Source organism: Pseudomonas nitroreducens NBRC 12694 (genome assembly GCF_002091755.1).
Classification (GTDB): domain Bacteria; phylum Pseudomonadota; class Gammaproteobacteria; order Pseudomonadales; family Pseudomonadaceae; genus Pseudomonas; species Pseudomonas nitroreducens.
In genome coordinates this window covers 1-12,518 of the sequence record NZ_BDAI01000019.1, presented here as the reverse complement: position 1 = coordinate 12,518, position 12,518 = coordinate 1, and the positions used below count along the sequence as shown (strand labels likewise).

The 12,518-nt window shown below is 65.3% G+C and carries 12 protein-coding genes; 7 read left to right on the top strand and 5 right to left on the bottom strand.

What is annotated here, in order from left to right; genetic code table 11:
• Positions 1–6: 6 nt before the first annotated feature.
• Genes peaB through peaD form a run of 3 tightly spaced genes read left to right on the top strand, consistent with a single transcriptional unit; the run spans position 7 to position 2,955 of the window.
• Positions 7–1,437, top strand: a complete 1,431-nt coding sequence (gene peaB / locus PNI01S_RS26665) for a quinohemoprotein amine dehydrogenase maturation protein (protein ID WP_084359746.1) — start codon at positions 7–9, stop codon at positions 1,435–1,437.
• A gap of 1 nt (position 1,438) precedes the next feature.
• Positions 1,439–1,762, top strand: a complete 324-nt coding sequence (qhpC, locus tag PNI01S_RS26660; RefSeq protein ID WP_015477047.1) for a quinohemoprotein amine dehydrogenase subunit gamma — start codon at positions 1,439–1,441, stop codon at positions 1,760–1,762.
• A 59-nt stretch (positions 1,763–1,821) separates the two neighbouring features.
• A complete protein-coding gene (peaD, locus tag PNI01S_RS26655) occupies positions 1,822–2,955 on the top strand; it encodes a quinohemoprotein amine dehydrogenase subunit beta (protein WP_084359745.1) in 1,134 nt (377 codons plus the stop codon).
• A 76-nt stretch (positions 2,956–3,031) separates the two neighbouring features.
• Here peaD and PNI01S_RS28750 read toward each other — a convergent pair whose 3' ends face one another.
• Positions 3,032–3,169 (bottom strand): PSPA7_2676 family Cys-rich small protein, encoded by a 138-nt coding sequence (locus PNI01S_RS28750; protein ID WP_305777623.1) that lies wholly within the window; start codon positions 3,167–3,169, stop codon positions 3,032–3,034.
• Between the two features lie 338 nt (positions 3,170–3,507).
• On the opposite strand from PNI01S_RS28750, the gene PNI01S_RS26650 reads away from it, so the two are divergent.
• On the top strand, positions 3,508–4,314 hold the full coding sequence (locus PNI01S_RS26650; RefSeq protein WP_037013022.1) for an SDR family NAD(P)-dependent oxidoreductase: 807 nt from the start codon (positions 3,508–3,510) through the stop codon (positions 4,312–4,314).
• A 160-nt stretch (positions 4,315–4,474) separates the two neighbouring features.
• Here PNI01S_RS26650 and PNI01S_RS26645 read toward each other — a convergent pair whose 3' ends face one another.
• From PNI01S_RS26645 to pbpG, 4 genes are all read right to left on the bottom strand, one after another.
• Complete coding sequence (locus PNI01S_RS26645) at positions 4,475–5,041, bottom strand: TetR/AcrR family transcriptional regulator (protein ID WP_084359744.1); 567 nt, start codon at positions 5,039–5,041, stop codon at positions 4,475–4,477.
• A gap of 204 nt (positions 5,042–5,245) precedes the next feature.
• Complete coding sequence (locus PNI01S_RS26640) at positions 5,246–6,379, bottom strand: thiolase family protein (RefSeq protein WP_084359743.1); 1,134 nt, start codon at positions 6,377–6,379, stop codon at positions 5,246–5,248.
• A gap of 21 nt (positions 6,380–6,400) precedes the next feature.
• Entirely contained in the window at positions 6,401–6,877 is a 477-nt protein-coding gene (locus PNI01S_RS26635; protein ID WP_084359768.1) for a PaaI family thioesterase, read from the bottom strand.
• A gap of 224 nt (positions 6,878–7,101) precedes the next feature.
• Positions 7,102–8,031 carry a D-alanyl-D-alanine endopeptidase gene (gene pbpG / locus PNI01S_RS26630; protein WP_065084998.1) on the bottom strand — a complete coding sequence of 310 codons (930 nt, stop codon included), beginning with the start codon at positions 8,029–8,031 and terminating at the stop codon, positions 7,102–7,104.
• Between the two features lie 504 nt (positions 8,032–8,535).
• On the opposite strand from pbpG, the gene PNI01S_RS26625 reads away from it, so the two are divergent.
• The 3 genes from PNI01S_RS26625 to PNI01S_RS26615 form a co-directional block, all read left to right on the top strand.
• Positions 8,536–10,215: an AMP-binding protein gene (locus PNI01S_RS26625; protein ID WP_065084997.1), complete on the top strand. Its 1,680-nt coding sequence runs from the start codon at positions 8,536–8,538 to the stop codon at positions 10,213–10,215.
• A 51-nt stretch (positions 10,216–10,266) separates the two neighbouring features.
• Positions 10,267–11,289 (top strand): AraC family transcriptional regulator, encoded by a 1,023-nt coding sequence (locus tag PNI01S_RS26620; protein WP_024765565.1) that lies wholly within the window; start codon positions 10,267–10,269, stop codon positions 11,287–11,289.
• A gap of 74 nt (positions 11,290–11,363) precedes the next feature.
• Positions 11,364–12,518: cache domain-containing protein (locus PNI01S_RS26615; protein WP_218191861.1), on the top strand; the 1,155-nt coding region annotated here is incomplete at its 3' end.

Sequence of the window (12,518 nt, the reverse complement as noted above, 5' to 3'; positions counted from 1 at the left end):
GTCGCCATGGGCGCCATCTTGAATCTGGTCGAACGCAACCTGCATGAAGTGCAGGTCGACGCCGACCGCCTATTGTTCCATATCCCCAGCTCCTCGCTGTTCGCCAGCGACGAGTTGACCGGCGGGATCATCGACGCGCTGCGCGGGCATGCCTGCTCGCCGGACGAGCTGACCCAACGCCTGGCCGGGCGCTTCGGCGCCGAGGAAATCGACGAGACCCTGCGCGAGCTGATCGCGCTGGAGCTGGTCAGCGACGGCTCGCCGCTGACCCCTGAAATCGGTATCAAGAAGGTTGACCGCACCGCACTCAATACCGTGGTGCTGAACGTCAACACCGGCTGCAACCTCAGCTGCACGTACTGCTACAAGGAAGACCTGGACAAGCCCTCCGCCGGCAAGAAGATGGGTGCGGAAACCGCCGAGGCCTCGGTGGAAATGCTGATCCAGGAGTCCCCCGACGAGCAGCGCTACACCGTGGTGTTCTTCGGCGGCGAACCGCTGTCCAACCGCCCGCTGATCGAGCACATGGTCGCGTATTGCGAGCGCCGTTTCGGCGAACTGGGCAAGACGGTGGACTTCGTCATGACCACCAACGCCACGCTGCTCACCGAGGAAATCGTCGACTGGCTCAACGCCCATCGCTTCGGACTGTCCATCAGCATCGACGGGCCGAAGACGGTGCACGACCGCAACCGCATCACCGTGGGCGGGCAGGGCACCTATGACGTGGTGCGGCGCAAGGCCGACATGCTGCTGTCGCGCTATACCGCGCGGCCGGTCGGCGCGCGGGTGACGCTGACCACCGGCGTCACCGATGTCGAGACCATCTGGAATCACCTGTTCAACGAGATGGGTTTTGCCGAAGTCGGCTTCGCCCCGGTCACCTCGGGCGACATCAGCAGCTACAACCTCACCGGGGACGAGTTGAAGGCGGTCTTCGCCGGCATGAAGGCCCTCGGCCGGCGCTACCTGGACGAGGCACTGGAAGGGCGCAACATCGGCTTCTCCAACCTGCACCAGCTGATCACCGATATCCACGAAGGGCAGAAGAAGGCCCTGCCGTGCGGCGCCGGGCTGAAGATGCTGGCGGTGGACCACAAGGGCGAGTTGAACCTGTGCCACCGCTTCACCGGCTCCTCGCTGCCGACCTTCGGCAACGTGCATGAAGGGGTGAAGCAGGCCGAGCTGAACGAGTTCCTCTCCCAGCGCCTGGACCGCACTGACACCGGCTGCGCCAGCTGCCACATCCGCAACCTCTGCTCCGGCGGCTGCTACCACGAGAGCTATGCGCGCTACGGCGACCCGGCGCACCCCACCTACCACTACTGCGAACTGATGAGGGACTGGGTCGATTTCGGCATCGAGGTCTACAGCCGGATCATGGCTTCCAACCCCAGCTTCATCGACCGCCACATCACTCCGCGGAAGGCGCACTGACATGAAACATCTGAAAGCGATCAACACCAAAGCACAGAAGCTCGAACAGGCCGCCGCCGAGGATCGCATCGAGGACGTGGTGGCGATGAACTCCGTGGCCGGCTGCGCGGCCACCACCGACCCGGGCTGGGAAGTCGACGTGTTCGGCGGCGTGTCCTCGCTCTGCCAGCCGATGGAAGCGGACCTCTACGGCTGCTCCGACCCCTGCTGGTGGCCGGCCCAGGTGCCGGACATGATGAGCACCTACCCCGACTGGAACAAGGATGCGCAGGCCTCGGCCGAGAACTGGCGCAACCTCGGCACCGTATTCCCGGACGACAAATGACCGGACTGACGAATATCGGCCCACAGAGCATGGACCAGAAGAACAAGAGGAAAACCTGCATGTCCAGAAAAGCATTCGCCGCCGCGCTCGGCGGCCTCTCGCTGGCCTGCGCGCTGCAAGCCGTCGCCGCCGATGCCGGCGCCGACACCGGCAAAGCGCTGGAAAGTGGCCACGAGTACCTGATCAGCACCAACTACCCGAACAACCTGCACGTCATCGACATGCAGACCGACAAGCTCTACAAGACCTGCGCGATCCCCGGCGCCTATGGCCCGGGCATGACCCAGCTGTCGCCGGATCGCAAGGTCGCCTACATCCTCAGCAACCACTACGCGGACATCTACGGCATCCAGCTCGATGACTGCAAACCGGTGTTCCACGCCACCATCGCGCAGAAGCCGGGCGAGAACGCGCGGGCGATGTTCTCCATGACCGTCAGCCACGACGGCAAGGAGATCTACGCCATCGCCAACCCGACGCTGATCCTCTCCGAACACTACGAAGTGCAGCAGCCGCGCCTGCAGGTCTACTTGGTGGCCGACGGCATGGGCGCCAAGCCGGTGCGCACCTTCCCGGCGCCGCGGCAGCTGACCATCATGCAGAGCGGCGATGACGGCACCCTCTACGTGGCGGGCCCGGACATCTACAAGGTGGACGTGAAGACCGGCAAGTTCGACGTGATCATCCCCAGCCGCAACTGGAAGCGCCCCAACTACGCGCCGCCAGATGTGCTCTACGTGTGGAACCAGCAGACCTACCCGCGTGACTTCTCGCTGCTCTACACCACGGCGAAGTTCAAGGACGCCAAGCAGGACATGGCCACGGCCGATTTCCTCTACGGCTTCTTCAACATCGACCTGGCCACCGGCAAGACCGAGACCGTCGATTTCGGCCCGGTCACCGAGGTGTACTTCAGCGGTATTCGCTCGGCCAAGGACCGCAACGTCATCTACGGCGTGCTGAACCGCCTGGCCAAGTACGACATCAAGGAGCAGAAGCTGGTCAAGGCGGCGAACCTGGACCACTCCTACTACTGCCTGTCGACCAACAAGGCCGGCAACAAGCTGTACCTGACCGGCACCCTGAACGACGTGGAGATCTACGATGCCGACAGCCTGGAGCGCATCGGCGATCTGAAGCTGCCGGGCGGCGACATGGCGATCACCACCAGCCAGGCCTTCGTGGCGAACTGATTCACCTCCGCTGTACCGGACTGCCCGGAGCACTTGCGTGCTCCGGGCAGTTTCGTTTCCGGCCCGCAATCCCGGCTCAGATTTCCGGAGCGGGCCTCAGGTACCGCTGCGCCCCACAGCGCGCACAGCGCTGGCACAGCATCGGCACATGGCCGACCTCGGTCAGATTCCCTTCATCCCAAGCACAGCCCAGGAAAAAGCAGCGCAATCGCATGTGTCCTCCTCCGGCAACGCCGGTGTTGAGACAGGCAGAAAGGTGCAGGTGGGGCTCCCGGCTTGTTCTTGTGTGGAGACGCCCGAGAGGTTCTCGCGAGCGCTCTAGAATGGGCAATCTAAACCGCCCAATGGCCTTCATGGCCCGTGCGGTGCGGTCTGCCGCCACGCCGGTTACCACTCGTCACCCTCAGAGAATGGACCTTGACAGTTAATATTATGAGCATAATATTCACCTTCAGATGACGGCCATAATCTGAATCGGGTCGGACATTCCAGACGGCCAATCGGCCCTACCCACCTTGCATGCGGGGCAACCGCCTCACTGGAGACAGAACCATGAATGCCAAATCCGAACTGGGCCGCGCACTGATCACCGGTGCTTCCTCCGGCATCGGCGCCACCTACGCCCAGCGCTTCGCCGCCCAGGGCTACGACTTGCTGCTGGTGGCCCGCGACCAGCAACGCCTGGAGGCCCTGGCCGCACGGCTGGGCGAGGAGTACGGCGTTTCCGTGGATGTGCTCAAGGCCGACCTCACCCGTCGCGAGGATCGTGCCCGCGTCGAAGCGCGCCTGGCCGAAGACAGCAGCATCAGCCTGCTCCTGAACAATGCCGGTGTCGCCATCAACGGCACCCTGCTGGAGACCGACCTGGACCGCCTGGAAAGCATGATCGAGCTGAACGTCACCGCCACCGCGCGCCTGGCCGGCGCTGCCGCCAAGGCCTTCGCCGGGCGCGGGCGCGGCACCATCATCAACGTGGCCTCGGTGCTGGCCCTGGCGCCGGAGCTGTTCAACGGCAGCTACAGCGCCACCAAGGCCTTCGTGCTCAACCTGACCCAATCCATGCAGCAGGAACTGGCGCCGCAGGGCCTGCGTATCCAGGCCGTGCTGCCGGGTGCCACCCGCACTGAAATCTGGGATCGCGCCGGCACCGATATCTCCGCACTGCCGGCGGAAATGCTGATGGACGTGAACCACATGGTCGACGCCGCGCTGGCCGGCCTGGCCCAGGGCGAAGTAGTGACCCTGCCGGCGCTGCCGGATGCCGGCGAGTTCGACGCCTTCACCGCTGCGCGCCTGAAATTGGCGCCGAACCTCTCGCGCAGCGTGCCGGCGCAGCGCTACGGAGTTGCAGTGGGCTAACCGAGTAACTGAGTGGCGAAAAGCTTGCCCCGGCCTTGCGCCGGGGCTTTTTTATGCGCGGCTCTTTGTAGGAGCGAGCTTGCTCGCGAACCTGCAAGGCACGCTGCCAAGCGGTTCGCGAGCATGGACTGGGCGTCCCCCTCGGTCCTGCGGGTGTCTCTTATTCCGCCGCGCCGATTTCCCGCTTCAGGTGCCGGCGGGTGCTGTCCAGGATGCGCTCGGCCAGCTCGGTGTCCGCCACGCTGCGCGACAGCACCAGCGCGCCAATCAGGGTGGCGAGCAGGGCGACGCTTTCGTCCTCGGCATGCTCGGTTGGCAGCGCCTGCTCGATGGCTTTGATGCGTGCCCGGACGATGGCGTCCGTGGTGGCGCTGGCATGCCCTCGGGCGCCCAGTTCGGCAGAGATGGTCGGCAACGGGCAGCCCTTGCCCGGCGTGTTGCGATGGCCGGTGGAGAGGTACTGGTCGATGAAGCCGGGCAGTGGGTCGTCCTTGGCGAACTGCTGGTCGACCACCGGGCGCAGTTGCTCGGCGGCCTGCTGCAGGGCGATTTCCACCAGTTCGTCCTTGGACTTGAAGTGCGCGTAAAAGCCGCCGTGGGTCAGGCCCAGCGCCTTCATCAACGTCTGCAGGCCGGTGGCGTCGACGCCTTCGCTGCGGAAGCGCTGTGCCGCCTCGTTGATGATGCGTTCGCGGGTCTGGGCCTTGTGGTCTTCGGAGTAACGCATGACCGGGTGTCTCCTGCGGTGCATGGAATGCTGGGTGACATTCTAACGCAGGGTGGGCGAGGGGAGGTGATTCAGGGCAGAGGTGTTGATGGAGTTGCAGGAGCGAGCTTGCTCGCGAACGAACCCCCGCAGCGGGTCCAGGTTCGCGAGCAAGGACCAGGCGTTCCCCTCGCTCCCACAAACGTCAAAAGCGCTCGGTAACCGTCAGCGAACAGCTTCCAGCAACGTCGCCACACCTTGCCCGCCACCAATGCACTGGGTGGCAATGGCATAACGCCCGCCGGTTTCCTTCAGCAGCGCCGCCGCCTTGCCGGTGATGCGCGCGCCGGTTGCGCCCAGCGGGTGACCGATGGCCAGAGCGCCGCCGTGCAGGTTGACGCGGTCGATATCCAGCTCAAGCCCGCGCAGGCAGGCCAGTGCCTGGCTGGAGAAGGCTTCGTTGATTTCCACCAGGTCGATGTCGGCCATGCGCAGACCCGCTCGGTCGAGCAGCTTGCGGGTGGCATAGAGCGGGCCCATGCCCATGATTTCCGGCGGGCAGCCAACCACGGCGACGGCTTTCACCCGCGCCAGGATGTCCAGCCCATGGGCACGGGCGAAGTCTTCGCTGCACACCAGCACGGCCGCTGCGCCATCGGTGAGGGGGGAGGCAGTACCCGCGGTGACGCTGCCGCCGAACGCCGGTTTGAGCTGCGCCAGCGCCTCCAGGTTGGTGCCGGGGCGGATGCAGCCGTCCTCGTTGACCACGCCGTTGGGTGTGTCGATGGGCACGATCTCCGCGGCCAGCAGCCCTTGCTCGCGGGCACGGGCCGCCTTGGCATGGGAGTCCACCGCCATGGCTTCCTGGTCCGCGCGCGAGATGCCGAAGCGCTCGGCGACGATTTCCGCTGTCTGCCCCATCGGCATGTAGGCCTGCGGGAATTCGGCCAGCAGGTGCGGGTTGGGTGACAGGTTGAAGCCACCCATGGGCACGCGGGTCATGGATTCCACACCGGCGCAGATGAACGCATCGCCGGTGCCGAGCTGGATCTGCCCGGCGGCGAAGTGGATGGATGTCATGGACGAGCCGCAGAAGCGGTTCACCGTGGCGCCGGCCACCGTTTCCGGCAGCCCGGCGAGGAAGCTGGTGATGCGCGCGATATTCATGCCCTGTTCGGCCTCGGGATAGGCGCAGCCCATGATCAGGTCCTCGATCAGGCTGGCATCCAGGCCGCTGCGTTGTACCAGTGCCTTGACGGTCTGCGCGGCGAGGTCGTCCGGGCGTACGTCGATCAGCGCGCCCTTTTTGGCGAAGTGGAACGGGGAGCGGGCATAACCCGCGATCACTACGGAAGTCATGGTCGGTCTCCTGAACAGCTGTCAGCGCCCGAGGATCAGGCAGGTGGTGGAACCGGTGGCGTAGAGCTTGCCGTCCACGTCGTAGAGACGGCCTTCGGCCAGGGCGGTGGAGCGGCCGACATGCACGATCGTGCCCTCGGCGCGGATCGGTCCGGTGTCGCGGGTCAGTGCGCGGATGTAGCTGATGCGCAGGTCGGTGGTGGTGTAGCCCAGGCCCGGTTCGAGCATGGTGTGCACCGCGCAGCCCATGGCCGAGTCCAGCAGCGTGGCCGCGTAGCCGCCGTGCACGGTGCCCAGCGGGTTGTAGTGGCGCATGTCCGGGGTGCCCTGGAAGATGAAGCGGCCCTGGCTCCATTCCAGCGGGACGAAGCCGATCAGCGCGTTGATCGGCGGGGCGGGCAGCTCGCCTGCTCCGATGCCGTCGAAGAACTCCTGGGGCGTCTTGCTGCGCAGTTCCTGCAGGGCAATCACGCCGGGCTCGGCCAGGCGCTGGCGCATTTGCGCGGCCGCCGCTTCCCAGGCGGCAATCTTCTGTTCACGGGTCAGTGTCAGTTCGGTCATCGCGGGCTCCAGCACTTCGATTAAATATTACGGTCATCATACTAGCATTGAATGATGATTGGCATATAAGTGACGGAAGCGCCATCCAGCAGGGCTGAAACGACAGGGAAAGGGGGAAGGAGAGGGCGCTGGCGGAGCGGACTCCGCCAGCGCGGAGGGCTTTACTCGGCGGTAGCGGTCATGCTGGCCGCGCGGGCCTGGCTGCGCTGAGCCTTGTATTGCAGGGCGACGGCGGGCACCGGCGAGGCTACACCGGTTTCGACCCAGCGGCGGATGCGGCCGGCGTCGGCCACGTGGGTGCGTTTGCCAAAGGCATCGAGCAGGGCCAGGGCGACCGGGCGGCCGTTCATCATGGTAACCATCACCAGGCAGTGGCCGGCGTCGTTGGTGAAGCCGGTCTTGGTCAGGCGGATGTCCCACTTGCCGTTGCGCACCAGCGGGTTGGTGTTGAAGAAGCTCAGCGAATAGCTGGGCTTGCTGAAGCGCGCATCGCTGGTCGCCGTGGTGCTCAACTGGCGGATCTGCGGGTAGGTGTAGGCAGCCTTGGCCAGGCGGATCAGGTCATTGGCGTCGGAAACGTTGTGGATCGACAGGCCGGTGGGCTCGACATAATGAGTGCTGGTCATGCCGAGGGATTTCGCCTTGGCGTTCATGGCTGCGACGAAGGCCCTGGAGCCGCCCGGGTAGTTGTGCGCGAGGCTGGCGGCGGCGCGGTTTTCCGAGGACATCAGCGCCAACAGCAGCATGTTCTGGCGGCTGATCATGCTGCCCAGGTGGACGCGGGAGAACACGCCCTTCATCTCGGCGGTCTCGGAGATGTCCACGGGGATCAGCTCGTTCATCGGCAGCTTGGCGTCCAAGGTAACCATCGCGGTCATCAGCTTGGTCACCGAGGCGATAGGCACTACCAGGTTGGGGTTGCTGGAGTAGAGGGTCTTACCGTTCTCCAGGTCGACCACCAGCGCGCTGCCGGAGGCGAGGACGAGTTCTTTGGCGGAGGCCGTCTTGGGGGTGGCAGCAAAGGAGTTCGATGTACAGACAACAGCGGCGCAGGCAAACAGCAGGCTCAGTATCGAACGACGAGTAGTCATGGATGTGATTCGCAAGCGTTGAGTGGGAATTTGTCTACATCCATGTAGGCATTTTCGTCGAATTCTACTGCAAGGCCTGCGCTAGCGCACCTGGCGCTGGGCGTCTCAGTTTGCGACAACCTGAGACGTGCCGACGTCGTCCAGGCAAGGCCACGACTGGTACTGGCGGCCGTAGCTCAGCTACCAGCTCGAGCTGTTGCGAAATGCAACCGCAGCGGTTGGGAGGCGAACTTCCGAAACTCTTCTCAAGGCCTCGCCAGCTCTGGCTTTCAGGCCGAATGGCACGCTTTGTGAGTAGCTATCCTGAATGATGCGGAGGCGCCCGCCAACATCGTTCTGCCGATGGTCGGGGTTGCGTTTACCTTTACGTTAACGTAAACATTCTCCGTCGCCCGCGACCGGTCAGTCAGTCCGGCGGGGTAGGTTGGCTCTCGGTGCTTTGGCACCGCTGCCAGAGTCGATCGTTCAGCGTTGATCCCAGAACAAGCACAACAAGGGAAAGCCATGAACCACCTGAGTTACACCCGCGGCCCCCAGGACAAACCCCTGCTGGCCATGACCGTCGGCGCTGCCTTCGACGCCACGGTAGAGCGTTTCGCGGCCCGCGAGGCTCTGGTCGTGCGTCACCAGAACCTGCGCTACACCTGGGCCGAGCTGGCCGAGGTGGTCAATGGCATCGCCCGCGCTTTCCTCGCCCTCGGCCTGCGCCCCGGCGACCGGCTGGGCATCTGGGCGCCCAACTGCGCGCAATGGTGTGTCACCCAGTTCGCCAGCGCCAAGGTCGGCGCCGTGCTGGTCAACATCAACCCGGCCTACCGGGTGAGCGAACTCGAATACGCGCTCAAGCAGTCCGGCTGCCGCTGGCTGGTGTGCGCCGATGCGTTCAAGACGTCCGATTACCACGGCATGCTTGCCGACCTGCTGCCCGAACTGGGGCAGGGGCGACCGGGCGAGCTGTCCAGCGACCGCCTGCCGGAGCTGCGCGGGGTGATCAGCCTGTCCGATACGGCGCCGTCCGGCTTCCTGCGCTGGAGCCAGCTGGAGCCGCTGGGCCGTGGCACGTCCGCCACCGAGCTGGCCGAGCGCCAGGCGCTGCTGCAGTTCGACGAGCCGATCAACATCCAGTACACCTCTGGCACCACCGGTTTCCCCAAGGGCGCCACGCTCAGCCACTACAACATCCTCAACAACGGCCTGATGGTCGGCGACAGCCTCGGCCTCACCGAGCACGACCGCCTGGTGATCCCGGTGCCGCTGTACCACTGCTTCGGCATGGTGATGGGCAACCTCGGCTGCCTGACCCACGGCTCCACCATGATCTACCCCGCGCCCAGCTTCGAGCCCGAGGCAACCCTGGCGGCGGTGGCAGAAGAGAAGGCCACCGCGCTGTACGGCGTGCCCACCATGTTCATTGCCGAACTGGATCACCCGACCCGCCACGACTTCGACCTCTCCAGCCTGCGCACCGGCATCATGGCCGGCGCCACCTGCCCGATCGAAGTGATGCGCCGCGTGATCGACGAGATGCACATGGCCGAGGTACAGATTGCCTACGGCATGACCGAGACCAGCCCGGTGTCCCTGCAGACCGGCCCGGAAGACGACCTGGAAACCCGCGTCACCACCGTCGGTCGCACCCAGCCGCACCTGGAAAGCAAGATCATCGACGCCGACGGCCGTGTCGTCCCGCGCGGCACCATCGGCGAACTCTGCACCCGTGGCTACAGCGTGATGCTCGGCTACTGGAACAACCCGCAGGCGACTTCCGAGGCCATCAGCCCGGCGCGCTGGATGCTCACCGGCGACCTCGCCGAGATGGACGAGGCGGGCAACGTGCGCATTGTCGGGCGCAGCAAGGACATGATCATCCGCGGCGGCGAGAACATCTATCCGCGCGAGATCGAGGAGTTCCTCTATACCCACCACGCCGTGGCCGACGCGCAGGTGATCGGCATTCCCGACGAGAAGTACGGCGAGGAGCTGGTGGCCTGGGTCAAGTTCCACCCCGGCCACAGCGTCGCCGAGGACGAGCTGCGCGCCTTCTGCAAGAACGCCATCGCCCACTTCAAGGTGCCGCGCCACTTCCGCTTCTGCGACGAGTTCCCGATGACGGTGACCGGCAAGGTCCAGAAGTTCCGCATGCGCGAAATCAGCATCGACGAGGTGCGCGCCAAGCGTGGCTGAGCGTTCGACACCTTCCTGCGCCCAGGCGTGCGTCCCTGACATCGGCGCGCCATGGGCGTAGAGAAGGGCACCATCTCCATCCGCCTGGTCAGCGAAGCGCTGGCCGAGTTTCGTCGCGCCGGCCGTGACGACGGGCCTCTATTGGCCGCCGCCGGCATCGCCCCGGAGCTGTTCGGCAAGCCTTACGCGCGGGTTTCCAGCCAGGCTTACGCGCGGCTCTGGCTGCGCCTGGCGAAGGAGATGGACGACGAATTCTTCGGCATGAATGCCCGGCGCATGAAGTCCGGCAGCTTCAACTTCATGGCCGCTGCTGCGATCCGCGAACCGACCCTGGAAGCGGCGATGAACGCCGCGCTGCGCTTCATGGGCCTGGTGTTCGACGACTTCTCGCCGCGCCTGGTGCGCCAGGACGGCGTCGCCTCGATCACCCTCGACGAGCCTGCAAGCTCCGCGCCTCGCGCTTTCTGCTACTTCACCCTGTGGTTGATGCTGCATGGCCTGGCCTGCTGGCTGGTGGGGCGGCGCATCCCGATCCTCGCCATCGAGCTGCGTTGTCCACGGCCGGATTTCATCGAGGACTACCGGGTGATGTTCTGTGACAATCTGCGCTTCGCCCGCCGCCAGTCGCGCCTGTTGTTCAACGCCGAAGCGCTGGAGCTGCCGGTGCGCCGCGACGAGCGCGAGTTGCGGCGATTCCTGGGTGGCGCGCCGGCCAATATCCTGGTGCGCTACCGCGACCCGCAGAGCCTCGCTGCACGTACCAAGGCCTACCTGCGCAGCCTGAAGTTCGAGCGCTGGCCGGACCTCGACGCATTGGCCAGCCACTTCTACATGGCGCCCTCTACCCTGCGCCGCAAGCTGGCCGCCGAGGGGCAGTCCTACCAGGCACTCAAGGACCAGTTGCGCCGCGACCTCGCCCTTGCACGGCTGGACAGCGGCGACGGCAACTTCGCCGACCTGGCCGAAGAGCTGGGTTTCGCCGACACCAGCGCCTTCTACAAGGCGTTCCGCAAATGGACCGGATCGACGCCGGGGCAATACCGCGCACTGATCCGCCAGGAGCCTGAAATTTAAGGGCGCCGCTCAAGTAGCCGCCTTTCAAGCCGATAGAACGACACAGAACCGCTCTTGCCCAAGGACGCCCCTCCATGCCCCTGTCCCGCCTTTCGATCCAGTGGAAGATTACGCTGCTGACCGGCCTCTGCCTGCTCTGTATCGTCTGCCTGCTGGTCGGCCTCTCGCTGTTCCGGATGAACCATGATGCGCAGCTGATCAAGGCGGCCAATGCTGACATGCTCAAGGACGCGGCCAAGTCGCGGATGCAGGCGCGCAGCGAGCAGCAGGCGGAAATCATCCAGCGCTTCTTCACCGACGTGTACCACTTCGGCAACCAGTTCTCCCGCCAGGTCGCCCAACTGCGCGAACAGTCCACCAAGCACGGCGCGGACCCGGCAGCCGTGCGCAAGGACCTCAACCTGCTGGTGCGTGACGGCCTGAAGAGCAACCCCAACCTGCTCAGCCTCTACGTGGTCTTCGAGCCCGATGCGCTGGACGGCCAGGACGCCGCCTTCCATGACCCGCCCGATGCCGGCAGCAACGAAAAGGGCCGCTTCGGTGCCTACTGGGCGCAGAAGGCCTCCGGTGAAATGACCGGCCTGGCAGTGACCGAAGACATGATCGCCGACACCTCGGCCATGCTCGACGGCAGCCCGTTCAACACCTGGCAGCTGTGCCCGCTGCAGACCCGCAAGGCCTGCGTGCTCAACCCCTATTTCGACAGCGCCTCGGGCACCAAGGTGCTGATGACCACCGTGACTTTCCCGCTGATGGATCAGGACAAGGTCATCGCCGTGATCGGTATCGACATCAGCCTCAGCCGCCTGCAACAGCTGGCCGTTGATGGCGACCGCGAGCTCTACGACGGTGCCGGCAGCGTCAGCATCGTCAGCCCGGCGGGCCTGCTCGCCGGCTACAGTAGCGACGAAGCGTTGCTCGGCCAGCCGCTGGAGAAGGCCATTCCCGGCCAGGCCGCCGAACTGCTGTCGCTGCAGGCCAGCGGTCGCCCGCAGGTGCTGGAGAAGGATGGCCAACTGCGGGTGGTCGAGCCGCTGCTGCCGATCCCGGACGCCACCAAGCCATGGGCCGTGGTGCTCGACGTACCGCAGGACGTGCTGCTGGCTCCCGCGCTGCAACTGCAGAAGCAGCTCGATGAGCGCAACTCCAGCGGCGCGCTGTGGCAGACGATCTTCGGCCTGATCGCCGCCATCGTCGGCCTGCTGCTGGTCTGGCTCACCGCCCGCGGC